Source organism: Solidesulfovibrio alcoholivorans DSM 5433, assembly GCF_000702665.1.
Taxonomy (GTDB): Bacteria; Desulfobacterota; Desulfovibrionia; order Desulfovibrionales; family Desulfovibrionaceae; genus Solidesulfovibrio; species Solidesulfovibrio alcoholivorans.
The window spans coordinates 489,457-513,219 of the sequence record NZ_JNJA01000001.1; the positions used below are offsets into that span (position 1 = coordinate 489,457).

Genomic DNA, 23,763 nt, shown 5'->3' on the forward strand with positions numbered 1-23,763 from the left:
TTGCGGGTCGTCGCGGGGTTGGGATCAGGCTCCGGGCGCTTTGAGGTCGTGGACCACGACGCCGTCCACGGCGGTCAGCACCACGCGGCCGGTGAGCGGCTGGCCGAGCAGCGGCGTGTTCTTGCCTTTGGAGCGCAGGGATTCCGGGGTGACGACCCAGGAGTCCTCGGGGTCGAAGAGCAGAAAATCGGCCGGATCGCCCGGGGCGAAGCGGTTGACGGGCAGCTTGAAGATTTCGGCCGGCCGCCAGGCGAAGCGCGTGACGATGTCCGTGGCGGCAAGCCGGCCCTGGCGCACGAGTTCCCACAAGGCGGCCAGGGCGGTGTCCAGGCCCGAGATGCCGTTTTTCGCGTCCTCGAAGGGGGTTTCCTTTTCGTGGGCGGCGTGGGGGGCGTGGTCCGTGGCCAGGATGTCGATGACGCCTTCGCGCAGGGCTTCGATGAGGGCCAGACGGTCGTCATCGCTGCGCAGCGGCGGATTGACCTTGGCCATGGTGTCGTAGCCCAGAAGCGCCGCGTCGGTCATGAGCAGGTAGTGCGGGCAGGTTTCGGCCGTGACCGGCGCGCCGCGTTTTTTGGCGGCGGCGATGAGTTCCACGGAGCGGCGGCAGGAGACGTGGGCCAGGTGGATGGGGACGTGCAAATATTCCGCGAGCAGGATGTCGCGCGCCACCTGGATGGCTTCGGCGGCGTCGGGCTGGCCGCGAAGCCCGAGCCGTGCGCTCATGGCCCCTTCGTTGGCTCCGGAGCCCTTGGCCATGAACGGGTCTTCGCAGTGGTCGATGACCGGGGCGATGTCCGCGGCGTATTCCATGGCGCGGCGGAAAATTTCGGTGTCCGCGACCGGCTCGCCGTCGTTGGAGAAGGCGACGCAGCCGGCTTCGGCGAGTTCCGCCATGGGCGCGAGTTCGCGGCCGCGCAGCCCCACCGTGAGCGCGCCGATGGGGAAAAGCCTGGGGCCGTTCGGCCAGGCGTCCCGGGCGCGGCGCAGCATGAAGCGGGTGATGGCTCCGTTGTCGTTGACCGGGTCGGTATTGGCCATGCACAGGATGTTGGAGAATCCGCCCGCGGCGGCCGCGGCCAGGCCCGAGGCGATGTCTTCCTTCCATTCCTGGCCGGGCTCGCGCATGTGCGTGTGCGCGTCGGTCAGGGCCGGCATGAGCAGCAGGCCCGTGCCGTCGATGACGCGCCCTTCGGGGCGTGGGGCATTGGGGTCGTGCAGCGCGAGTTCGCGGACCTTGCCGCCTGCGACGAAAAGGTCCCACGCGCCGTCCCGGCCTGGGATGCGGACATTGGCGACGGTCAGGGTGTCGGCGGTCATGGACGGGCCCCTTGGTCCTTGCGGGTGATGTGCAGGTAGAGGATGGCCATGCGCACGGCCACGCCCGAGGACACCTGGTCGAGGATGAGCGAGTTGCCGGCGTCGGCCAGGTCCGAGGCGATTTCCACGCCGCGGTTGATGGGGCCGGGGTGGAGGACCTTGACGCCGGGGTTGGCGCGTTTGAGGCGCTCCGTGGTCAGGCAGAAGCGCCGGGCGTATTCGCGCAGGTCGGGGAGCAGCCCCGCTTCCTGGCGTTCGAGCTGCAGGCGCAGGCACATGACGGCGTCGGCCCCGGCGAGGGCTTCCTCGGGGTCGTGGAAGATTTCCGCGTCGAGGGCTCCGGCGTCCTTGGGCAGGAGCGTGCGCGGGGCGCAGATGCGCACCCTGGCCCCGAGTGTCGGCAGCAGGCGGCAGTTGGACCGGGCCACGCGGCTGTGGGCCACGTCGCCGAGGATGACGACGGTCTTGCCGGCGAGCGTGTCCCAGACTTCGAGCAGGGTGAAGAGGTCGAGCAGCGCCTGGGTCGGGTGGGCGTGCCAGCCGTCTCCGGCGTTGATCACGGCGCAGTCCACGCGATTGGCCACGAACTCGGCCGCGCCGGAGGAGGCGTGGCGCATGACGATGGCATCGGGGTTCATGGCTTCGAGCGTGCGCACCGTGTCCTTGAGCGTCTCGCCTTTCTGCAACGAGCTGCCGGTCTTGGCCAGGCCGAAGGTGTCGGCGGAGAGGCGCTTGCCGGCGATGTCGAAGGAGGTCTTGGTGCGCGTGCTCGGCTCGGCGAAAAAAAGGACCACGCTCTTGCCCTTGAGCGTGGGCACCTTCTTGACGGGACGGGTGTTGATTTCCCGGAAGGAGGCGGCGGTGCGCATGACCACGTCCACGTCTTCCCGGGAGAGCTGGGATACGTCGAGAAGATCCTTGTGGGGCCAGTTCATGGGGGAATCCTCGGGCAAAATTTGGGCCGCGCGCCCATGCGCGTAATCCGGTCAATATTTTCACAAGGTCCGGGCGGCGTCAATGTACGGATAAGACCGGGGCGCTGCCCCGGACCCTGCCGGGGGGGGATGATCCCCCCCGGGCCCCCTCGATAGGGGATAAAGGGGGCGGTCAGCTCAGCCGGGAGAGGGCCGTGTCGAGGTGGTCGCGCCAGATGGCGGCGAGGGGGGGCTGTTCGATGAGCCCGGCCAGGAGCGGGCGACAGCGGATGCCGGAGGCCTCCAGCACGCCGCGCCAGGAACCCGGAGCGTCGCCGGCCAGGTCGCAGCAGGCGTGCGCCCCGGCCACGGTGAAAAAGGGCGAGAGCCAGGCCGAGCGCGTCCCGGACGCGAGCAGCGCGTCGCGGATGCGGGCGATGTCCGGGCAGGGCGCGCCTTTCTCCCGGGGCATGGTGCCGAAATGCATCCGCGCGTCGCGCCGGGCGAGCGCGGCGGCCAGGGAAGCGTAGAATCCGGCACCGGGCGGCGGCGCGCCGTGCCCCATGACCACCACGGCCTCGTCGGCGCGGCGCGCGGCAGGCAGCCCGGCGAGCAGCGCCCCGGCCACGCGGTCCACGTCGGCAAGGCTCGCCAGCAGCGGCGCGCCCACGGACACGGTGAGCCCGGCCCCGTCCGTTTCCAGGAACCGCCCCAGGCCCGCGAGCATTTCGTGGTATTCCTCGCCCGGCACGACGTGCAGGGATTGCACGACGATGCGCGCCGCGCCGGATGCGGCAAGACCGGCGAGCACGTCGGCCACGCGGCGCGCGCCGCCGAAATCGTGCCGCCCGCCGTGCTTGCGCCCGACCGTGCGGGCGATCTCCACGGCCGCGCCCGGCAGTTCGCGCAACAGGGTTTCCTTGAAGGCGTCAAGCGCATTCATGGCCCCGGGATGGCGGGAGCCGTGGGCGGCCAGCACGACGGCGAGGGGCGCTGGCATCAGGCGCGCGACTCCATGGCCGCGGCAAGGCCCGCCAGGGCGGCGATGCCGCCCGCGGCGAGGACGGCGGCCGCGGCATAGGGCAGCGGGAAAAAGGCCAGGCGCAGGAAAAGGGGCGGCACGTCCAGGGCCGCGACCAGCGCCAGTTGCGTCACCTTGAGCAGGACGAGCGCCGCCCCCGCGCCGGCCATGCCCGTGACGCCGGCCCCGGCCGCAAGCGGCAGCCGGATGTACCACTCCGACGCGCCGACCAGGCGCAAAATCTCCAGTTCGTCGCGCCGACGCGAAAGTGTGAGGCGCACCATGCCGGCGACCACGAGTCCGACGAGCAGCGTGAGCAGCCCGGCCAGGGGCAGCGCCGCGCGCCGGGAAAGCACGCCGAGCGCCGCGGCCGCGTCCAGTTCGCGGGGGTCGTAGCGCACCTCGGCCACGCCCTCCACGGCGCGCAGCCGGTCGTGGACGTCGCGGGCGAAGCCCTCTTCGGCCACGGGGGGGCGGAAGGTGAGGAGCATGGTGTGGGGCAGGGGGCTTTTGCCGGCGAAGGCGGACAGGTCGGCGTCCGGTCCCAGGGATTGGGCCATGACGGCGAGCGCCTGGTCCGGGGTGAAGGCGCGGGTGTCCACGAGCCCGGGCAGGGCGCGCATCCAGTCCATCTGCCGCGCGACGAGCTTCGGGTCGGTCCCGGGCTTCCAGTAGACCTGGAAGCGCACGCGGCCCTGGTCCCGGGCAAGCGTCGCCTCCAGGTTCACGTGGGCCAGGGCGAACAGGCCGCCGAGGTAGAGCGTGGCGACAACGCCCAGGAACGCGGCGAAAAGGATGCCGGGCCGGCGCAACGCGTCGCGGCAGCCCGCAAGCACGAGCCGCCCGATCACGGCGTGCCTCCCGGGGCGGGCAGGGTGAAGACCGTGGCGTCCGGCGCGGCGGCGACCATGTCGCGGCTGTGCGTGGCCATGAGCACGGCCGTGCCGTGGGCCGCGAACTGGCGCAGGATGCCGAGGACCTTCATCGACAGGGCGTCGTCGAGGTTGCCCGTGGGTTCGTCGGCGAGCATGATTTTCGGCCCCGCGACCACGGCCCGGGCGATGGCCACGCGCTGCTGCCCGCCGCCGGGGAGCTCCCCGGCCGTACGCCTGGCGTCGGCGTCGAGTTCGAGCGCGACAAGGGCCGCGCCCACGCGCCGGTCGAGCACCTCGCGCGGCGCGCCGCGCACGGCAAGGGGCAGGGCCACGTTGTCGAAGACCGTGCGGTCGGGCAGGATGCGGAAATCCTGGAACACCATGGACACGTCGCGGCGCAGGGTGTGGAGCGTGCGCGGGGTGACGGCGGCGAGGTCGTGGCCGGCGATGACGGCCGTGCCCTGCTGCACGGGCAGGCTGCCGTGGAGCAGGCGCAACAGCGTGGTCTTGCCCGAACCCGAGGGGCCGGTCAGAAAGGCGAAGCCCCCCTCGGGCAGGCGCAGGGAGAAATCGGCCAGCACCCGGCGGTCGCCGAAAACGTGGGAAAGGCCCGCTACGCGCAGCATGGCGGCGGCGCATCCGCGCCAGGGCTGGAGACACGCATCTCGGCACGCCCTACCACCTGGACCGCCCGGATGCAAACTGGCGGCAGGCCGGGCGGTCTCAGCCCGGGGTATAGCAGTTCGGGTTCGACGTTCCCATGTCCGTGCAGACCTGGATCGGCGTCCCGTTTTCGTCGTACCAGGTCCAGGTGCCGACATATGCTCCGTTGTCTTTGTAGCCGGTGATCTGGTAGTTCCCGTTTTCGTAATATTTCGTATAAGCGCCGGTCTGGTAGCCGTGCGCGTAAGTCTTGAATTCGTCGGGAACGCCGGTGTCGTAGTAATGTTTGAGAACACCGTTTAGGGAACAGTCGGAATCGTAAGGGCGCTCCCATTCCCGTTTGCCGTTTTCATACCAGCTGGATTGGCTTGAACAGTGTCCTGTCTCGTATTCGTAGCATTCGGCCTGGATGATGACCGTGCGCGCGTCGTCCCCATAGATTTCGTAGGCCACCTGATGGCCTTTTGTCTCGTGCCGCCAGAGGCGCTCCCTTGCGGTGGCCATGGACAGGGTGGCCGTGGCCGGGATGCCCGGACAATACCGGCAGGTATCCTTGAGGCCGATATGCACGGCGGCGTTGCTCGGGGTCTTATACGGGGGCGTGGTGTCGGAATTGGAGGCCGTGACGATGACGGAATCCCCTTCGGCCACGGTAAAATTGAGCGGCGCGCCAGGGGAGACGGTCCCCAGACGGGCGTAGCTGGGCGGTTTGCCCGTCCCTTTGAACACGGCGTATTCGACGGCGTCGCTGCTGTCGACGCGGGCGAAATAGTCCGTGTCGCCGGCATTGATCTTGTTGAACCCGACCTTCCATTTCGCGGCGGAAAACGGAGCGAGGCCGGCTGCGAAATCCCAGGCGGTCACAAATCCCTGGCTGCCATAGGAATAGCGCGAAGCGGTGGACGACGGCTCCGGCCAGCCTCCGTGTCCGCTCGTCTTGGACAGCAGGCGCTGGACGAAGTCGGTCCATTGGGCGCCTGTCGTCACGGCGGAACCCACTGCGCGGATAACGGCCGTGAGGTCGGAGTAGTCAGACGTCCCCCTGCCTTCGTCGCGTACCTCCTTCCAGATGTCGTAGACGAGGGTGTTGGAGCCCCGGGCGTCGGTGAGGTAGCGCAAAAAGCCCGAGGCCAAGTAGCCGATGGATTGGGCCTCGGCATGGTCGACGTAGGTTTCCGGGCCTTGGCGGTAGGAATCGATGTTGGAGACGAAGACATCGGCCACGTACGTGCTCGACTCAAGCACCACGGATTCGAACCAGACCGAAGACGCCTCGCTGATCCACAGAAAATACGGGTGCGCCCGCGGGTGGCGGATGCGCAAGGCCGAGCGGGGGTCGTAGAGGTTTTGCACGATGTGAAAGAATTCGTGGCCGATGGTGGCGCGCAGTTTGTCGGCGTGGGTCGGCGCGCACAGGTTGACGTTGAGATTGAGATACTGCCCGGCCTTGCCCGAAAGCGGGATGCCGGCCTCGCCGTCCCGCGTGCCCAGGCCGGCCTCCACGGTGATGGACATGGGCAGGGACAGGCCGGTGGTGAGAAAGCCCATGTCGTGCAGGCGGGTGTAGGCGTCCTCGGCGTCGTTGAGGATGATTTGCGCCATGTCCGCGTCCGCCTGGATGGAGGCCGGGTAGTAGAGCCGGAAGTGCGTGCTTTCCATGGCGTTGAAGCCAGTCACGGCCCAGAAGGTGAAGCCGGTCCGGGTGGGCGTATCCGGGGCGGCTGCGGCGCGGGTCGGATTTTGGGCGTTGCTTGCGGTTTGCGTTTCCGTTGCCGGGATGGTGAAGCGCAGGATGCCGCTTCGCACCTGTCCCGTGACCATGGCCGGGCGCGCCGTTACCCGATCCGTATCGTAGTCCGCCTGTTCGGCCACAGCCACGGCCACGTCCCGGTCCGGACCGCCGAAGCCGGAAAGGGCCACGGCGAGTTCCTTGTCCATGCGGCCGCTCTCGATGCCGAGGTCGTATACCCGCGACGACGGCTGGCCGAGGAAAGCCGGCGCGGTGCGGCGGGTGTCCAGGGTCATCTGCACGGTGGCGTCGAACGTGCCGGCGGCGACGGTCACGCTCGTCGCCCCGGCGCGCAGCGTGCCGCCGCCGGCACCGATGGCGGCATTGCCGGAGGGCAGGCCGATCAGGGCGGGTACGAAGAGCAGGAGGTCGTCGTCGGCGGAGGCCGGGGCCACCGACAGGAAGGGAGCGAAACCGAGGCAGAGCGCCTGGATCAGGAAACGGCAAAGGAGCGTCGCGAACCTGGAGCACGGTGTGGGGAGCCCTGTGGCGGCCATTTGAACCTCCCGGAAAAACGTCTAAAGGCGTTGCAAACGTCTTGTACGGCGTCCTCAGAAAGGCAGGATGGCTCGATCGCTCGCATCGTCGGGCAAAAGGGCGACGACGATCTTAGAAAAAGTTACAGGAATTTTAAAGCAGTGTAAAGGAGACGGAGTGTCTTCTCGCGACTTCAGGCCCCGGCCGCGAGCAGGCGGCGGGCCATCTCCGCGCCGGCTTCGCCGCCGCCGGCCATGCGCGCCAGTTCCGCGGCCACGGCGGAGCCTTCGAGCCGTTGGCAGCGCGTGCTGGTCTGGCCGTCCTCCACGGTCTTTTGCACCTGGAAGTGGCGGTCGGCCAGGCTCGCCAGCTGCGGCCAGTGGGTGATGAGCAGGATCTGCGACGTGGCGGACAGCTTTTTCACGTAGGCCCCGACGCTGCCGAGCGTCAGGCCGCCGATGCCGGCGTCGATCTCGTCGAAGATGAGCGTCGGCCCGCCGGGCTCGGCGGAAAGGGACATGAGCGCCAAAAGAAAGCGGGACAGCTCGCCGCCCGAGGCGATCTTGTCGAGCGGCTGCGGCGGCTGGCCGGGGTTTGGCCGCCAGAGGATGCGCGCGCGCTCCTCGACAAGCGCCTCGCCCGGGGCGGCTACGGGCGCGTAGACCTCGGCTGGAGAGAAATCAAACAGCACGCGCACGTCCTTGGAAAACCCCAGTCCCCGCAGGATGTCCTCCAGGGAGGCGGCCAGGGCGTCGGCGGCCTGCCGCCGCGCGGTGCCCAGGGCGGTCAGGGCGTCGGCCAGTTCGGCGACCAGGGCCGCCTCCTGCCGGGCGAGCTGCTTGCGGTCCAGGGCGCAGGCGTCGAGAAAATCCAGGTTGGCCTTGATAGCGGCGTCCATGTCCACGATCTCGGCCAGGGTCTTTTTGAGCTTGCGGCGCAGGGTGGCCAGCTCGAACAGGCGCTTTTCCACGGCCTCGGCGTCGCCGGCCGACGTTGCGGCGGCGGGTTTCTTGCGCAGCCGCGCGGCCATGTCCTTGACCTGATGGCGGAAGGAGGCCACGGCCTCGGCGTCGTCGGCGAATTCTGGAAAGATCGTGCCGGCATGGAGCAGTTCGCGGTGCAGGTCGGCCAGGACGTCGAGGACCTTGGGTTCGCGCTCGATGGCGTCCTGGGCGCGCGACAGGGCTTCGGCGGCCTTGCGCGACTCGGCCAGGGCGGCGCGGCGGGCGACGAGCGCGTCTTCCTCGCCGGGAAGCGGCGACACCTTTTCGATCTCCGCGTGCTGGAATTCCAGGAATTGCCGTTTCTCCTCCAGCGCGGCGGCCTTGGCGTCCAGGTCGCGGATGCGCGCGCCGAGGTCGTGGAGTTCCCTGGCCAGCCGGTTGCGGGCCGCAAGGGGCGCGGGATCGGCCAGGAAGCCGTCGAGGAGGGCGGCCTGGAAACCGGGCTGGAGCAGGCGCTGCTGGCCGTGCTGGGAGGCGTGGAGCAGCAGTTTCGGGCGCAGGCCGGCAAGCGTCTCGCGCGAGGCCAGGGCGTCGCCCACGTAGATGCGGCTGCGGCCGGTATCCGCGGCGAGCTCGCGGCGCAGGACGAGGTCCTCGCCGTCGATGACGAACAGCGCCTCGACCACGGCCTTGTCGCAGCCGGCGCGCACGAGGTCGGGGTGCATCTTCTCGCCGGTGAGGAAGTTGACGGCTGAGATGATGAAGCTCTTGCCCGCGCCGGTCTCGCCGCTGAGCACGTTGAGGCCCGGACCGAATTCCAGCTCCAGGTCGTCGATGAGCGCCAGGTTTTTTATGCGTAGGACTTCGATCATATGCGCGCCTTACTGCCGCAGCCTGGGGTCCAGGATGTCGCGCAGGCTTTCGCCGATGAGATTGTAGCCGAGCACGGTGAAGAGGATGGCCAGCCCCGGGAAGATGGAGAGCCACGGGGCCACTTCCAGCACTTCCTTGCCCTCCATGAGCATGTTGCCCCAGCTCGGCATGGGGGGCTGCACGCCAAGGCCCAGGAAGCTCAAGGACGATTCCGTGAGGATCGCGCCGGCGACGCCGAGGGTGGCCGAAACCAGGACCGGCGCGACGGCGTTGGGCAGGATGTGGTAGAAAAGGATGCCCGGCGCGCCCATGCCCGACACCCGGGCGGCCAGCACGAATTCGCGGCCGCGCAGCGTCAGCGTCTCCGCGCGCACGAGGCGGGCCACGCCCATCCAGGACGTGAGCCCGATGACGACCATGATGTTGGCCAGGGAGGGCGTGAGAAAGGCGATGACGGCCAGGATGAGGAAAAACGAGGGGAAGCACAGCATCACATCCACGCCGCGCATGATGCCTTCGTCCACGAGTCCGCCGAAATAGCCGGCGCACAGGCCGAGGAACAGGCCGATGGAGACGGAAAGGCCCACGGCCACGAAGCCGACCCAAAGCGACACCCGGCCGCCGTAAAGGAGCCGTGCCAGCACGTCGCGGCCCAGCGCGTCGGTGCCGAGGAGATGGCCGTGGCCGGGCGGCATGAGGATGGAGTTGACGTCGAGGGCGGTGGGGCTGTGGCTGGTGAGCAGCGGGGCGCAAAGCGAGGCCAGGGAGATGCCGCCGACGAGGACGAGTCCGGCCCAGAGCATGCCGTGGCGCGGCAGCAGCCGGCGCAGGCGGGAAAAGACGGCCTTACGCACCTTCGCGGCCTCCCAGGCGGATGCGCGGATCGGCCAGGGCGTAGCCGGCGTCGGCGAGCAGGTTGCCGGCGAGGGTGAGGACCGCGCCAAGCACGAGGTTGCCCATGATGAGCGGGTAATCCCGGGCCATGACCGACTGGTAGAAGAGCTGCCCCAGGCCCGGCAGGGCGAAGATGGATTCGATGATGACCGAGCCGCCGATGAGCCCGGGCACGGAGAGTCCGAGGATGGTGATGACCGGGAGGAGGGCGTTGCGCAGGGCGTGCTTGTAGATGACCACGCGTTCGGGCAGGCCCTTGGCCCGTGCGGTGAGGATGTAGTCCTGGCGCAGCACTTCGAGCATGGAGGAGCGCAGGAAGCGCGACATGCCGGCGAGGCTGCCGAAGGTGTAGATGAAAATGGGCAGGGCGAGGTGGCGTGCGAGGTCGCCGGCTTTGCCCAGGGGGGACAGCGTGGCGAAGTCCATGGAAGTCAGGCCCGAGATGGGCAGCACGGGCCAGGAGATGCCGAAAAGGAGCATGAGCAGAAGCGCCAGCCAGAAGCCGGGCATGGCGAAGCCGATGAAGACGAGGACGGTTGCGCCGCGGTCGAAAGCGCCTCCCTGGCGGCGGGCGGAAACGACGCCGATGGGCACGGCCACGGCCAGGGTGAGGAGCAGGGAGACGATGTTCATGGAGAAGGTCAGCGGCAGGCGTTCCCTGATTTTTTCCCAGACGGGCCTGTGGTCGCCGGAGAGGGACTGGCCGAAGTCGAAGCGGACGAGTTTGCCGAGCCAGTCGGCGTATTGGATGTAGAGGGGACGGTCGAGGCCGTAGAGTTTTTCGAGGCGGGCGCGGGTTTCTGCGGTGGCCAGGGGGTTGAGGGTGGTCTGCATGTCCGTGGGCGAGCCCGGGGCGAGGTGGATGACGGCGAAGGAGATGAGGGTGATGCCGAGGAATATGCCGGCGACCCAGAGAGTTTTTCGCAGCAAGCGATTGGCCAGGGCGAGCACGTTTATGGGACTCCTTGGGGCGTTTGCGCCGAAGACGCCACGGCCGGTATGTACGGGAAACGGGTTTGGAAGGAAAGCGCGCGAAAAAATTGTGCGGGCTGGAAATAGCGCTTGACATTTTTCGGGTCGCGCGTAATTTCACCTCTCGCTGCGGGGCTGTAGCTCAGTTGGGAGAGCGCTTGAATGGCATTCAAGAGGTCGTGGGTTCGATTCCCTCCAGCTCCACCACGAAGCATGCCAAGGGGTTACCGAGAAATCGGTGACCCCTTTTTCTTTTGGATAAAGCACCAGCGCCAACACTACCCGTTGGCTGAGGTGTTGGACCCCTCCTCAGTTTTCTGGCGGGATTTTCAAGTGATGGGATATTTTTCCCTTGTCATCGGAGTAAGTGTATTGATAATAGGATAACATGTCTTGATGGGCGGGGCATGGAATCCAGAGTTCCTGTTTCTTAGGGATCATGGGATCTACGCTGCATAACGCTAACGCAAATCTCGAAATAGGCATGTCATGTCGCTGTCTAAACTCGTTCAAGAAGTGATAAATCGAGCAGAAAAAGAGAGGCGTGCGATGGAAATTCTAGATAAGTTTAGGGTTGTCGTTGATAAATCAGTTGATAGTTTTCAAAGGATTTATAATAATCTTTTGCAAACAGGGACGTTGCTTTTTTTTGGGATAGCTTTCATAGTAACTCCGCTGCTTGTCTATGCAACAGGTGGGAAGATTGTATCATTAGATAGGTTGCAAGATTTTTCCAATGAGGCATTATGGCTAAATATAGCAGGCATTTCGTGTTTAATTCTATCGACAATATGTTATTCTGTTAAGTGCTTGTTTACCTATCTATCATTTAAAGAAGTCTCAAAAAAACAGCCAACGTCAATGGACTTCGGTAAATAGGATCGTGGGTCCGATTCCTTCCAGCTCCACCAAGAAGAATGCCAAGGGGTTACCGAGAAATCGGTGACCCCTTTTTCTTTTGGGAAAAGCACCAGCGCCAACACTACCCGTTGGCTACGGTGTTGGACTCCGCCCCAGCATCCCCATCTAGATTTTCCCTTCGATTTGTACGAGAAAGTATCCCAACGCTTCTGGAAAGTCCCCCAAGTGTCTAGCTTGGTTAGTTTTTCTGTTTCCGTGTAGATTTTTTAGGAATTTTTGGTTGTGGTGCGCTGTTGGGACCGGGATAGGTTTTGTGGGCTACTATTCAAGCGGTCGTGGGCAAGGGATTGTCCTCGAGCAGGATGTTGACCATCTCCTCCGAAAACCGTCCCTGTCTCCTGGCTATTTCATTGTCCATGCAGAGAGCCACCTATTTCAAATTTCAGATGGTACAAAGGCGACGATGCCGGTATTCATCGAGTCAAACGCCCAGCCGAGACACATGATGAGCAGCAAGCGCCAATGAAACCAACCCAGTGGTAATTTCCCCAAACGTTCGACGATAGTCATTTGCATCCCCACAGTACGATGACCGTGTAGTGGATCGGAAAAAACCTTTAAAAGCGGCTGCCTGTCGTCTTACTTGTTTGAGGTCTGTACCTCCTTGAGCAGGGTGAGCATTTTTTCCGGGGTGATCGGCAAGGAACGCACGCGCACGCCGACGGCGTCAAAAATGGCGTTGGCAACGGCCGCCGATGTCGGAATGAGCGCTGGCTCGCCAATGCCTTTGGCACCGAACGGTCCTGTTTTTTCATTGTCCTCCACGATGATGGGATGGATGACGGGGACGTCCATGGAGGTTGCCATCAAATAGGTGTTGAGGCTGTCCGTCCGAATTGTTCCTTTCTCGCAAAGGGCTTCTTCCAGCAGCGTATAGCCCATGCCCATGATGGTGCCGCCCTGGATTTGCCCTTCACAGAGCATGGGATTGACGCTTTTGCCCACGTCGTGGGCGGCCACCACCTGGAGCAGCCGGACCTCGCCGGTTTCCGTGTCCACTTCCACTTCGGCCAGCTGGGCGGCAAAGGAGTAGCAACCGTATGGGTCCCCCTGGCCGGTAACAGGATCCAGGGAGGTGGTGGGGGGATTGAACCAGCCGCTGCCGATGGACATGATGCCCTTGGCGCGGCACTTGGCGACCGCCTCTTTGAAGGTGACGGAGGTCCCTTGGGGATTGGGCGCCGGGACGGGGGTGAGCCCGAGCGAACCCTGGCAGGTTTTCTGGCAGTCCGAGAGCTGTGCGGACGCCTGAGGCTGCGCGCGGATGACGCCGTTTTCGCCCACGAGTGCGTCCACGGGCACGCCGAGCATTTCGGCGGCCATGGTGTAGATGTTGGTTTTGGCCTCGCGGGCGGCTCGTTGGACGGCATTGCCCGAAATATAGGTTTGGCGGCTGGCGGAGGAGGCGCCGGCGTCCGGGGATTGGCTGGTATCGCCGGCCAGGACGAGGACGTCCTCGAACGGGACGCCGATTTCCTGGGCGGCGATCTGTCCCAGGACGGTGGAAGATCCCTGGCCGATCTCGGCGCAGCCCGTCAGCACCCGCACCGTGCCGTCGTCCAGGATGTCCACGAAAGCGCCGGAGGGATTGGGCAGACCGGTATTGCCGCAGCCGTACATCATGCAGCCGCAGCCGAACCCGCGCCGTTTGCCGTTGGTCTGTTCCCGCTTGTGGGGCGCGGCCACGTCGAGGTGGAACACCTCCCGGGCCTTGGCCCTGACCGCCTCCAGGGTTTTGACGATGCCCACGCTTTGGCGCAGCACGCTGCCCGTGGAAATGGCGTCGCCGGGGCGCAAGGCGTTTTTGTAGCGGAGGGCGTAGGGGGACAGGCCGAGTTTTTCGGCAATGCAGTCCATTTGCGATTCCACGACAAAACTCATCTGGGGCACGCCGAAGCCGCGCATGGCCCCGGACGTGGGGTTGTTGGTGAACACGGTGTAGGCGTCGGTCCAGACGTTTGGAATGTTGTAGGGACCGGTGCAGTGGACGGCCGCCCGGGTGAGTACGCCGGGGCCGAAGGAAGCGTAGGCACCGGTGTCCCCATAGATGGCGCATTGCACCGCGAGAATCGTCCCGTCGGCTTTTACGGCGTGCTTGATGTCCACCACGTAGGGATGGCGTTTGACGCTGAAAAGCAGGCTTTCCGTGCGCGACCAGACGATTTTCACCGGGCGGTTGCTGGCGCAGGCGAGCAGCGCCGTCGGCACGGACAGCGACATGTCGAGTTTGCCGCCGAAGCCGCCACCCGTGGTCATCTGGACGACGTGCACCTTGTGCATGCCGATGCCCAGGTTGCGCGCCACTTCCTTGGCATCGAAATGCGGGTTCTGGGTGGCAACGTGGACGTGGACGATATTGCCGTCGCAGTAGGCCAGGGCGGCTTCCGGTTCGATATAGCCGTGCTCGACCCGCTGGGTGCGGTAATGGCCTTCGACGCACAGGTCGGCGACGGCGAAGGCGGCGTCCACATTCCCTTTTTCGATGTGCCGGTTAAGCGCATTGGGATGGTCGTACAAACGCGGCGTTTCCGGCTTGATGGCCTCGAACATGTCAAACACCGGCTGCAGTTCCCGGATGGAAACGCGGATGCTGCGCACGGCCTCGGCGGCGATGGCCTCGGTGTCCGCGGCGACCAGGGCCAGGGGGTCGCCTACGCGGCGGACCCTGCCGCCGATGGGGACGCAGACGGGTTCATCCTTCATGATGATCCCATGGGAATTGGCGCCGGGAATATCCGCGGCGGTGAGCACGGCATGGACGCCGGGCATGGCCCGGGCCGCCTCCAGGTCAAGGGCCTCGAGCACGCCGTGGGGCACGGTGGAGCGCAGGGCCTTGCCGTAGAGCATCCCGTCCATGCACATGTCGGCGGCAAAAAGCGCCTTGCCCGTGACTTTGTCGAATCCGTCCGCACGCCTGACGGACTGTCCTATGACGGAATGGAGCTGTTGCACGGTGGCTTCCTGTGGGCTGTACGGTCTAGGAAAGGACGCGCATCTTGCGTGCGGCCAGAGCCACGGCGTCGACGATCTTGGTGTAGCCCGTGCACCGGCACAGATTGCCCGCCAGCTGGGCGACGATTTCCTCCCGGGTCGGATTGGGGTTGGCGTCGAGGAGTTGTTTGGCCATAAGCAGCATCCCCGGGGTGCAGAACCCGCATTGCACGGCGCCGACTTCCAAAAAGGCTTCCTGGATCGGATGCAGCCTGCCGCCCTGGGCCAGTCCTTCCACGGTGAAGACGTCCCGGCCGCAGGCCTGCACGGCGAGCATGACGCAGGCGGTGACGCCCTGGCCGTCGACGAGCACGGTACAGGCGCCGCAATCCCCTTCGCCGCAACCGCGCTTGGTGCCGGTCAGGCCCAGGTTTTCCCGGAGAAAATCAAGGAGCGTCAGGTCGACCGGGATGTCAGCTTCCACGGTGCGTCCGTTGACGGTCAGCGCGATGTGCACCGACTCGCCGCAGGTTGCCGGTCGTTTGCATGGGGCGGTCCGTTTGTGCAGGCAGACAGTGTTTACAGTCATTTTGTCGCAACTCCATGGGCTTGCGCAGGCGACACGCGCCCGGGGGAAACCGGCGCTTCATCCTCGAGGCAAAAATTGGCGTCCAGAGCGGCCCGGGTCAGCAGGCGTTCGACCAGCACCGCCGCGACGTCGCGGCGGTAGTCCGCTGTGGCGCGGATGTCGTTTATGGGGTTGATGCAGGCGAGGGCGCGCCGTCCGGCCTCTGCGAACACCGCTTTGGTCACGGGTCGGCCCCTGAGCCAATCCTCGACAGCGGGCAGGCGTATGGGCGTGGGGGCCACGGCGCCAAGGGCGATGCGGGCTTCGGCGATGCACGGCGCCGCGCTGCCGGCGAGTGCGATCCAGGCCGCCCCGTTGATGACCGCGATGGCCAGGGACCGGCGGCGCGCGAGTTTGATAAAGGAAGAGCCCGTGCCGAGGGTCGAGCAGGCAATGGGGATGCGTACGCGCACGACCACTTCGCCGGGTTCGAGACAGGTTTTGCCCGGACCGCGGAAAAATTCCCGGATGGGGATGTGGCGTTCCCTTGCGGGTCGGCCCATCATGGCGGCCACCACCATGGCCTCGAGGGCGAGCAGCGGCGTGGCGGTGTCGGCGGCGGGCGAGGCATTGCACATGTTGCCGGCCAGGGTGCCCATGTTGCGGATCTGCGGGGAACCGACCTGGGAGCTGGCCTGGGCCAGGGCGCCGGCGGCCTGCTGGACGCCCGGATGAGCGGCAATGGCGGCATGGGTGGCCAGGGCGCCCAGATCCAGGCTGCCGTCCGATTCGACGATGCCCTGCATTTCGGCCACCGTGAGCAGATTGATGATGGCGCCGAGGGGGAGCAGGCCCCGCCCCTTGCGCACCATAAGGTCCGTGCCGCCGGCGAACAGCCGGTATTCGGGCAGGGTGGACATAGCTTCGAAAAGCTGTGACAGGTTTGTGGGACTTGCGTATCCTATGGCCATTTCCTCTCCTTGCCCGAGGCTCGACCTTGCGTTGACCCCGACGGGGGCCGTGCGGTGGTCACGAAGCGCACGGCCAGGGCGGCATGGTCGCCCTGCGGGGGATCGCCGGGATCAGATCCGGCCCTTTTATCGGTATGGCCTACCGGTGCCTCCTAGACTACCTGGACGCCGGCCGGTTCGACCAGGACTTCACGCTGCACTTTATGGGCATGTACCTGCCCTCCGACCGGTTCGAGATGGCCATCCTGGATAGGCTCTATGTTCAGTTGGCAGGCACAGCATCGCCCCTGCGGACCATTCCAAACAGAACCAAGGAGAACCATATGCATTCCCGTAAAGGTTTTGGGCCGAAAATGCTTCGCCGGACAGTGCTCAAGGGGATGGGTGCGTTGGCGTTGGCACCGCTCATGACAGGTCTCGGCGCTAAGAATGTGCTTGCATCCCAGCCAAGCGACAAGCCCAGGGTTGGCAAGGGCAGTCATAATACAAGACTGGTGTTACTCGGCACTACGGGTGGCATGACCTGGTGGCCGGGTTCCAGCCGGGCCAGTAATTCCCAGGCTCTGCTCGTCGGGGGCGCTATGTACGGTCCTGTGGTTTCTTTTTTTGTTTTAAGTTAATAATTCCAATTTATTGCTGGCAAAACATTCAAGAGGTCGCGGGTTCGATCCCCTCCAGCCCCATCACGAAGCAATGCCAAGGGGGTGCCGAGAAATCGGTGACCCCTTTTTCTTTGTCCCCGTGCCAACTCACCGTTTCCTTGGACCTCCCCCGTCCACCCCGCCCGGCCGCCGGCCAGGACGCCCTCTCTTGGCGGCGTCCTCGGCTGCCGAAATGTTTTGGCCGGAGAACGCGACACCGACGGCCAGCAACGCTGCCAGAAGCGGTTTGCCGCCCGATTTCCTCCCCAATTTGTCCATGGAACGCTCCCTTGTCTTTGGCAATTCTCACACCTCGCAGGCATGACCCGCCTGCCGCCGGCACTAAAGCACATCCGCCCGGGCGTCTCTCACGGCATCGCCCGTGGGCTTGGCGAAATCGTCCGTGGACGGGGGCAGGGACGGCTCCGCCGGCTCGGGCAAGGGTGGCGTGTCGAGCACTTCGGCGATGTGGTTCGCGGCAATATGCATGTGGCGCATCTCGGAAATGAAGACGCCGAAATTGATCAATGGTTCGAAGAGCTTGTAGCCGACGACCAGGAAAAGGACGAACACCGGCACCGCAAGCCCCCCAGAGGCGAACAGCCGGGCCCCGAAGACCAGCAGACCGACAAAGCCCAACTCGAGGATGATCACATAGAGCATGACCGGCGCGCCGGCCACGGCTTCCAGGCGGATGCTGTCGTCACGCAGGCGGCGCATGGCCTCGTCGAGCCGCCTGCTGTCGCGGCCGGTCAGGCAGAAGGCCTTGAGCACCTTGATGCCCTGCAGATATTCCAGGAGCCGCGAGGCCGTGCGGTTGCGGGAAACGACGTGCCGCCGGCCGAAACGGGCGATCATCCGGCCGGCCAGGGGCAGCCCTGGCACGGCCACGGAAACGGAAACGATTATCAGCAGCGTCATGCGCCAGTCCTTGGAGAGGAAAAGGCGCACATCATGGCCGACAGCACAAGGCAGGCCATGGCGTCCAGAAAGAAATGGCCGAAGATCGATTCCACCTTGGCCATGTCTTGCAGGAGCAGCGCGGAGATGTCGCCGGGGTCGCGTTTTTTGAAAAAGCCGAGGGAAAGACGGCGCAGATGGTCGCCCAGACGCAGCCGGGCCGCCGTGGCCAGGGAATAAGCCGAAATGTAGCCCCGCACGTGGGCCCGTACGGCCACAAACAGGTCGGCGACCATGACCACGGCCATGAGCGCGGACAAGACGGCCAGGCGCGCGACGTCCACCGCTTCACGGGGCCGCAGCAGTTCGAGAACCACCAGGAAAAGGATGCCCGCCGGAGCGCCCCGAAGCATGAGGTGCACGACGTTCAGGAGGACGAGTCCGTACAGATGGCGCAAATCGCCGGCGATGACCCGAGCATGAGGAACAGCAGCAGCGTCGGCAGGCTGATCGCCCCGTCCAGATACAGCCACAGCCCGAACGGCAAAAGGAACAGCAGCCCCGAGGAGGTGACGACCACGAACATCGCCCATGACGGAGCCATGCCCGGCTGATCTCTTCGATGTAACGCCGGTAGACCAGGGCGGCCTCCTTGAGTCTGGCGAAGGAGGAAACGGTCTGATTGAAAATCTTGATGACCGGCATGCCCCGCATGTATTCCACTATGGTGGCGTTCATTGCCTCCAGGGCGTCGTGGTAACGGGTGCCCGCTGCCCCAGGCCGTCGCGCGCGAACACCCGGCGTTGCAGGAAAAAAGCGAGCGGCAACGGCAGCAGGGCGATCAGAGCCAGCCGCCAGTCCGCCATGAACAGCACGCCGACGATCAGGACGGGCAGCACGGCCCCTGACACGAGGTCCGGGATATGGTGGGCGATAACGCCTTCCGGTTCCTCCACGTCCTCGTAGAGAACCTTTTTGATCTGCCCCGTCTGGCGGGCGCTAAAATAGCCCATGGGCAACCGCCCCAGGTGCGCGGTGAGCGCGCTCCTGAGGTTATAAAGGATATCGAAGGCGGCGACATGGGAGCACATGGTCGAGGCAAAAAGGGTCAGGCAGCGCAGCACGACCAGCCCCCCGGCGACGAGGGCCAGGGATTGGATCTCCTCCACACCCCCGGGGCCGAAATCCGGGGCCAACAGTCTGACCAGGACGAGGTAGATGACGCCGTAGGGCGCTAAGGCGCAAGCTGACGCAATGATTGAAAACAGCGCTGCGGCAACCAAATGCGACTTTTTCGTGCCCGCCAGTTCGAAAAGCCTCGCCAAGCCGGAGCGTCCCGAGTGTTTCCTGTCCCCTTTCCCTTGTTGAATGCCAATGCCCGGCCGCAACCGGGCAAAACAAAGCCCCACCGCAGGCATGGCCGTGGGTGGGGCAATACGGGACGACGGGCGACGGCGTCTAACGGGGCAGTATTTTATTTTGGTCCGATCATCCGGGTTGGCGCGACACAGGCCGTTTGAGGCATCGTCGGGGCAGGACGCCGAAATGTGTTGCGAAAACCTTGGTGAAGTGGCTTAAACTGGCATACCCTACGGCATAGGCCACCTCCGTGACGTTCATATCGCCCTGGGCCAGGAGGCTGGCCGCAGTTTCCAGCCGGCGATCCCGCAGATACGCAAACGGCGTGCAACCATGCATCTGCTGAAAGCACAGGTGCAATTTGCTGCGGCTCATGCCCACGGTCTGGGCCAGTTCCCCGAGACTTGGCGCCTGCTCCAGGTCGGCTGCGAGCAGCGTCGCAGCGTGGCGCACGCAATCGACGTCCCGTGAGGACAGCGCCGGAGGGTTCGATTTTCTGCCGGCGGCAGCCTGCATCTCGTTGAGTTTGTGCGAGAGCAACTCCATCGCCTTGGCCTCCAGAAACATGCGTCGGGCCGCCCCGTGATAGGGGCAGGCCAGCATCTGGATCACGGTGGTCCGCATGACGGAAGAGACCGGGGCCAAGGCGACGTAACCTGGCCGGACCTGCGGACCATGCGACAATGCCTCTGAAAGCAGCCCCTCGTTTTCGAGCGCAAGGGATTGCAGCATGTCCCCATCCAGGGCGATGGCGACGCGAACCACCCGTTGAACATACACGGATTCGGTGTATTCTTCGATGTCCGGTGAAATGAAGAGGGCGCTTTGGCCTCCCCCCAGCATGAACGTGTCGGGAAAGCAGGAGGCTCCTACCCGTATTTTCCCGGACAGGTAAAATCCAAGGCCACAAAAGGAATGCTGGGCTCCATAGCGAATTGTTTCCGGCTTGTGCAAGGTATAGTCGGCGGCAAAAAGGCGCATGCCAGAGTGGAAATCCACCAGCTCCCGGAACCCCGTGCCAAGGCCCGCCGGCAAGGGCAACGCCCTGTTTCGGGCTGACTGGAAAAAAGGTCGAAACGCCGCCGGTGGCGTTCGTCTCCTGCCGGCCCTGTCCCTCAGGGGCAGACAGGACTTTACTCGATGCGGCTTGCGGCATGGGGGTAGCCGCTTCGATTCGTTCAAGGTAGGCCCTTGCAATCGCAACGGGCGAAAGGCTCTTCGAGCGAACCATGGCTGCCAATTCCGTTGCATCCGAAAAGTACATAACACACGCCTCCCCTTGGAATTGTGAGCGGATGTCGCCAAGCGGTATTGGGAGGATTCGCGAGCGAGTCTGGAGGCCCTATGGGCCGAGGTCAAAGACCCCATTGCCTGCCTGCGGATATATCCCGAAGTTTTTCGCGAGGCCCTCGAGAACGACAACCGTATGCGCATGGTCGGCTTCATGGCAGCCGAATACGACGACCTGCCTGCGACTGTGAAGAAAGAGATGAAGGCTTTCGCCGACGTTCACGCCGCCTGGCTGACGAAGTTTCTGCCTGCAATCGACGCCTCTGCAGACGCCGACGCTTTCAGGCAACGGGCGCGCGCCATCTTCGCAGCCATAAGCGGTGTTCAATAGCTGGCGAGGGGGTGTGTCGGCATAGCTCTCTTCGATGAAATCATCGAAAGCGACCGGCGCAGCAGGCCTCCTTCCCGATTCACCTAAAAACCGCTTGCGCGGTTCATCGTGCCGTTCGCGCCAGGCAAGCCGTACGGCCAGTCGGCGTAGCCCGGCGTTTTCCTCGTCTTCTGAGGTCGACTGGCAGGACTCGGGCCGCTCTGTGCCGAATCTGGCCGAAGAGTGAAGATGGGGCGGCAGATGGACGGCGGCGCGGACCGTGTGGCATGGGCTCCCACAGGAGCGGCCTCTCCAGTGATTTTCGGGTAAAGATACACGGTGCATACCGGACGTCATCGCCGGACAGGTCCCCGTGGCGGTCTATAGTCTCAAGCAGGCGTGCGACGCCCCTGGAGAGGAAGCCCTTGGCACCTTGGTATCCGCCCGGGTCGGCCCCAAGTCCATTCCCGTGGCTTTCCACCGGATTGAGCAATGGCCGCTGTCGCAACGCGGCAAGGTTGACCGGGCAGGCCTAATCCGTATTGGAGCTTGTCCATGAATCGGTCCGATCCCAATAAGTCTTTTGGCGTTATTTGTCTTCAAGTACTTGCTCGACCTGATGCATCTTGCCTTGAGCCAATTGTTCGGTGACGATCACTTGGCCGCATTTCTGGCACCCGAGAAGCTCGACTTGAAACAACCCCCCAAGATATTGCATGGAAACTTTTTGATAAGTAAGTTCACAGCCGCAGGCAGCGCATTTCCAGCCTTGAACATCTGCTTCCGGCACCCGTAGAGCGTTCATGCGTGTCCTTCCATGATCTGCAAGCGGTGGCTCCAGACGTTGTGAACGAGGTAGCCCGCGGAGCCTGCTTCGTATTGCACCCAGTAGGTGACGACCGACGGTCGGTACGACGCGAGAGAGTGTCCGGTTTGTTCATGCACGAATCGTCTGCCGGTCTCCTCCATGTGGCGCAGTACCTTTTGGATGTCCGAGACCAGAATGCGCCGCTCTTCCATATGGCGTTCGGCCGTTTCGGTGAAAGCGACGGCAATGGACTCGAAAGCCGCCTTGGGCGCGGGCGCGGGCTCCTTCCAAAGATCCGCCAGCAGCCGTTCCTTGAGGCGGACCCGGTTTTCCCGACGCCGGGAAAAACCGGTGGCCGGCCGGGCTGCGGGGTCGCCCCCCCGAGGGAACAGGAGGTCGAACAGGTGCCGGGCCCGCTTGCCGGCCTTGGCCAGCATGTCCCGGCACATGGCGCAGTAGGTGGCGAAATCCTCGGCAGCGGCCTCGGCCCGGTGCCTGGCCACCCGAATCCCGAGATCCGGATTGGCCTGCGCCAGAAGCCCGCCGTAGCCGCAACACTCGGTGGTTCTTCCCGAAAGCGCCGGCTCGACCACCGTGACACCGCATGCGCCAAGCAAGGCCCGCACATCCTGCTGCAAAGTCGCATCATGGCGCGCAGCGCAAGGATCATTGATGGCAAGCGTTGCCCCATCCCGAGCCGTCGCCCCTGGAGGCAGGCCGATGGCCCGCAACAGGGACCAATAGGAAACGAGGGTTGCCTTGGGCAGGCTCTCGGCCAGGAGAACCTGGCAACTCGGGCAGGCCACGACCAGGGTTGGCCGGCCCAGGCTGCGCCACTGCTCGTCAAGGACGGCCATGGCCTCTTGGAACCGTGCCTCCCGCCCTGACCACCGGGCGGGCGCGCCGCAGCACGAAAGCAGCAGCCCCACCTCCCCAAGCCTCGAGCGCAGGTCGCCGTAGGCGGCAGCCACGCCGTCGGGATCGCTGGCGGTCAGTTGGCAGCCTGGGAAAAACAGGTACTGGCTGGAGTCTTTCCCCGGGGCATGACGGGCCAGGGCGCAGTGGCCGCTGTTGGCGAAGGCCATGTCGCGCAGGGCGAATTCGTGGGCCGAAGGCGGCATCCGGTCCTGGCACACCATGACCCGACGGGCATCCAGGCAGACGGCGGCCATGGAAAAATTTCCCGGGCACAGCTCCTCGCACAGGCCGCACAGCATGCACGAATTGATCATGGTGTTGGCCTGGCGGATGCCCACCACGTTGGAACTGTTGTTGTATATTTGCCGGGCGTAGGCCTTGGGGTAGGACTTGTAATGTTCCAGAAATACGCAGTGCTTCACGCAGGTCAGGCACTGGCAGTTGATGCACCGGCCGGCCTCGGCCTCGGCCTCGGCCGTTTCCTCGGTGAACCCCCTCTCCGGGGCAATGGCCGGAACAGGCTTCACGCCGGAGAGATCCGTGACCAAGCGTGTCCGGTAGGGCCCTTCGCCCTCCCGGGCCGTGGTCAGGGCAATGCCCTGCATGAACCGCTCAACGGAAACCGTCACCCGGCGCCCGACGGCCGCTCGCATGGCAAAGGACGGTTCCCCGGGCCGGTTGGCGAAAATCCCGGCTATCTTCGTGCCGCATGTGGCGGCATCCGGTTGGCCGAGCGCGGCCAAGGCCCCGGGCAAGGCGTCGGCGTCCACGAAGACGGTCTTGGCCTCCCGGAGCAGGATCTTGGGCAGGTCCGGGTCCGGGGATGGAGCCGGCACAAGGACCACACCCAAGCGTTCCAGGTTTTCCATTTCGGTTTCGATGAGAGCAGCCGGCAGTTCGTTCGGAATTCCGACCAAGGCCGTCCGATACAGGGTGACCTCGAAACCCCGACGGGCGAGCTCCCAGGCCGTGCAAAGGCCGCTGAGGCCCGAGCCGAGCACCGCCACGTCCCAATGCTTCGACGGCAGCGGCCGGGGTGGGGCCACCGGCTTGGCCGCTTCGGCGCAAAAACGCTCCAGCGCCCCCACGGCGATGGCGCCGCCGAGGTCCCGGCGCAGGCAGGCGTCCTGACAGGGCGCGTCGCAACACCGGGCGAACAGGCCAGGCAACGGCACGGTCCTGACCAGCAGGTTCCAGGCCTTGTCCCAATGCCGGCGGGCCAGATGGGCGCAAAATCCGCGCGCGTCCATGTGGAGGGGACAGGCCGCCTGACACGCCGACGCGGCCTCCTGGGTGCAGCGCGCCTCCCACTCGGTCAATTCCTTGAGTTGCATGGTTGTGTTCTCCAGGGCCATGGCGCGGCCGATCGCCACCGCTACGGGAGGCCAAACCGTACCGCGCCAT

Annotated in this window: 23 protein-coding genes and 1 tRNA gene; 4 read left to right on the forward strand and 20 right to left on the reverse strand. The window is 65.0% G+C overall.

The window, feature by feature from the left end; genetic code table 11:
- Positions 1 to 24: 24 nt before the first annotated feature.
- The 9 genes from Q368_RS0102205 to Q368_RS0102245 all read right to left on the reverse strand — a co-directional run bounded on the left by Q368_RS0102205 (position 25) and on the right by Q368_RS0102245 (position 10,721).
- A complete protein-coding gene (locus Q368_RS0102205; RefSeq protein ID WP_029457104.1) occupies positions 25 to 1,320 on the reverse strand; it encodes a dihydroorotase in 1,296 nt (431 codons plus the stop codon).
- A complete protein-coding gene (locus Q368_RS0102210) occupies positions 1,317 to 2,255 on the reverse strand; it encodes an aspartate carbamoyltransferase catalytic subunit (RefSeq protein WP_029457105.1) in 939 nt (312 codons plus the stop codon). Before Q368_RS0102210 ends, Q368_RS0102205 begins: the two co-directional genes overlap by 4 nt.
- Before the next feature lie 172 nt (positions 2,256 to 2,427).
- Entirely contained in the window at positions 2,428 to 3,234 is an 807-nt protein-coding gene (locus Q368_RS0102215; RefSeq protein WP_029457106.1) for a sirohydrochlorin cobaltochelatase, read from the reverse strand.
- The gene (locus tag Q368_RS0102220) at positions 3,234 to 4,106 is read right to left on the reverse strand and encodes a cell division protein FtsX (RefSeq protein ID WP_029457107.1); all 873 of its coding nucleotides are present in this window, start codon (positions 4,104 to 4,106) and stop codon (positions 3,234 to 3,236) included. Before Q368_RS0102220 ends, Q368_RS0102215 begins: the two co-directional genes overlap by 1 nt.
- On the reverse strand, positions 4,103 to 4,756 hold the full coding sequence (locus tag Q368_RS0102225) for a cell division ATP-binding protein FtsE (RefSeq protein ID WP_043784704.1): 654 nt from the start codon (positions 4,754 to 4,756) through the stop codon (positions 4,103 to 4,105). The genes Q368_RS0102220 and Q368_RS0102225 overlap by 4 nt, the downstream gene beginning before the upstream one ends.
- Positions 4,757 to 4,853: 97 nt before the next feature.
- Entirely contained in the window at positions 4,854 to 7,079 is a 2,226-nt protein-coding gene (locus tag Q368_RS22850; RefSeq protein ID WP_043784707.1) for a toxin-antitoxin system YwqK family antitoxin, read from the reverse strand.
- Between the two features lie 173 nt (positions 7,080 to 7,252).
- The gene (locus tag Q368_RS0102235) at positions 7,253 to 8,875 is read right to left on the reverse strand and encodes a DNA repair protein RecN (protein WP_029457109.1); all 1,623 of its coding nucleotides are present in this window, start codon (positions 8,873 to 8,875) and stop codon (positions 7,253 to 7,255) included.
- A 9-nt stretch (positions 8,876 to 8,884) separates the two neighbouring features.
- Positions 8,885 to 9,679 (reverse strand): ABC transporter permease, encoded by a 795-nt coding sequence (locus tag Q368_RS0102240; RefSeq protein ID WP_052360003.1) that lies wholly within the window; start codon positions 9,677 to 9,679, stop codon positions 8,885 to 8,887.
- Positions 9,680 to 9,722: 43 nt separating this feature from the next.
- Complete coding sequence (locus Q368_RS0102245; RefSeq protein ID WP_029457111.1) at positions 9,723 to 10,721, reverse strand: ABC transporter permease; 999 nt, start codon at positions 10,719 to 10,721, stop codon at positions 9,723 to 9,725.
- A 152-nt stretch (positions 10,722 to 10,873) separates the two neighbouring features.
- On the opposite strand from Q368_RS0102245, the gene Q368_RS0102250 reads away from it, so the two are divergent.
- Positions 10,874 to 10,949: transfer RNA gene (locus tag Q368_RS0102250), tRNA-Ala, on the forward strand.
- Positions 10,950 to 11,231: 282 nt separating this feature from the next.
- Positions 11,232 to 11,621 (forward strand): hypothetical protein, encoded by a 390-nt coding sequence (locus tag Q368_RS25465; protein ID WP_156955619.1) that lies wholly within the window; start codon positions 11,232 to 11,234, stop codon positions 11,619 to 11,621.
- 417 nt (positions 11,622 to 12,038) lie between these two features.
- Here Q368_RS25465 and Q368_RS27250 read toward each other — a convergent pair whose 3' ends face one another.
- From Q368_RS27250 to Q368_RS0102265, 4 genes are all read right to left on the reverse strand, one after another.
- The gene (locus tag Q368_RS27250; RefSeq protein ID WP_281174581.1) at positions 12,039 to 12,173 is read right to left on the reverse strand and encodes a hypothetical protein; all 135 of its coding nucleotides are present in this window, start codon (positions 12,171 to 12,173) and stop codon (positions 12,039 to 12,041) included.
- Positions 12,174 to 12,242: 69 nt separating this feature from the next.
- Positions 12,243 to 14,615, reverse strand: coding sequence for a xanthine dehydrogenase family protein molybdopterin-binding subunit (locus Q368_RS0102255; protein WP_029457112.1), 2,373 nt, complete (start codon positions 14,613 to 14,615; stop codon positions 12,243 to 12,245).
- Positions 14,616 to 14,640: 25 nt separating this feature from the next.
- A complete protein-coding gene (locus Q368_RS0102260; RefSeq protein WP_084158638.1) occupies positions 14,641 to 15,183 on the reverse strand; it encodes a (2Fe-2S)-binding protein in 543 nt (180 codons plus the stop codon).
- Positions 15,180 to 16,133: an FAD binding domain-containing protein gene (locus Q368_RS0102265; protein ID WP_052359975.1), complete on the reverse strand. Its 954-nt coding sequence runs from the start codon at positions 16,131 to 16,133 to the stop codon at positions 15,180 to 15,182. The genes Q368_RS0102260 and Q368_RS0102265 overlap by 4 nt, the downstream gene beginning before the upstream one ends.
- An 83-nt stretch (positions 16,134 to 16,216) precedes the next feature.
- On the opposite strand from Q368_RS0102265, the gene Q368_RS26885 reads away from it, so the two are divergent.
- Positions 16,217 to 16,753 carry a hypothetical protein gene (locus Q368_RS26885; RefSeq protein WP_029457115.1) on the forward strand — a complete coding sequence of 179 codons (537 nt, stop codon included), beginning with the start codon at positions 16,217 to 16,219 and terminating at the stop codon, positions 16,751 to 16,753.
- A 363-nt stretch (positions 16,754 to 17,116) separates the two neighbouring features.
- Here the strand turns inward: Q368_RS26885 and Q368_RS0102275 are convergent, their stop codons facing one another.
- The 5 genes from Q368_RS0102275 to Q368_RS23670 all read right to left on the reverse strand — a co-directional run bounded on the left by Q368_RS0102275 (position 17,117) and on the right by Q368_RS23670 (position 20,068).
- Complete coding sequence (locus Q368_RS0102275; RefSeq protein WP_029457116.1) at positions 17,117 to 17,695, reverse strand: ABC transporter transmembrane domain-containing protein; 579 nt, start codon at positions 17,693 to 17,695, stop codon at positions 17,117 to 17,119.
- Entirely contained in the window at positions 17,692 to 18,096 is a 405-nt protein-coding gene (locus Q368_RS0102280; RefSeq protein WP_043784708.1) for an ABC transporter transmembrane domain-containing protein, read from the reverse strand. Before Q368_RS0102280 ends, Q368_RS0102275 begins: the two co-directional genes overlap by 4 nt.
- 5 nt (positions 18,097 to 18,101) lie before the next feature.
- The gene (locus Q368_RS26420) at positions 18,102 to 18,278 is read right to left on the reverse strand and encodes a hypothetical protein (RefSeq protein ID WP_162179623.1); all 177 of its coding nucleotides are present in this window, start codon (positions 18,276 to 18,278) and stop codon (positions 18,102 to 18,104) included.
- Positions 18,279 to 18,408: 130 nt separating this feature from the next.
- Positions 18,409 to 18,999, reverse strand: a complete 591-nt coding sequence (locus Q368_RS0102290; RefSeq protein WP_029457118.1) for an ABC transporter transmembrane domain-containing protein — start codon at positions 18,997 to 18,999, stop codon at positions 18,409 to 18,411.
- A gap of 163 nt (positions 19,000 to 19,162) precedes the next feature.
- Entirely contained in the window at positions 19,163 to 20,068 is a 906-nt protein-coding gene (locus Q368_RS23670; RefSeq protein WP_052359976.1) for a helix-turn-helix transcriptional regulator, read from the reverse strand.
- Positions 20,069 to 20,459: 391 nt separating this feature from the next.
- On the opposite strand from Q368_RS23670, the gene Q368_RS25475 reads away from it, so the two are divergent.
- Positions 20,460 to 20,654 carry a hypothetical protein gene (locus tag Q368_RS25475; RefSeq protein WP_052359977.1) on the forward strand — a complete coding sequence of 65 codons (195 nt, stop codon included), beginning with the start codon at positions 20,460 to 20,462 and terminating at the stop codon, positions 20,652 to 20,654.
- Between the two features lie 568 nt (positions 20,655 to 21,222).
- Here Q368_RS25475 and Q368_RS24320 read toward each other — a convergent pair.
- Positions 21,223 to 21,438: a DVU_1557 family redox protein gene (locus tag Q368_RS24320; protein WP_084158641.1), complete on the reverse strand. Its 216-nt coding sequence runs from the start codon at positions 21,436 to 21,438 to the stop codon at positions 21,223 to 21,225.
- Positions 21,435 to 23,693 carry a pyridine nucleotide-disulfide oxidoreductase/dicluster-binding protein gene (locus tag Q368_RS0102310; RefSeq protein ID WP_029457121.1) on the reverse strand — a complete coding sequence of 753 codons (2,259 nt, stop codon included), beginning with the start codon at positions 23,691 to 23,693 and terminating at the stop codon, positions 21,435 to 21,437. Before Q368_RS0102310 ends, Q368_RS24320 begins: the two co-directional genes overlap by 4 nt.
- Positions 23,694 to 23,763: the final 70 nt, after the last annotated feature.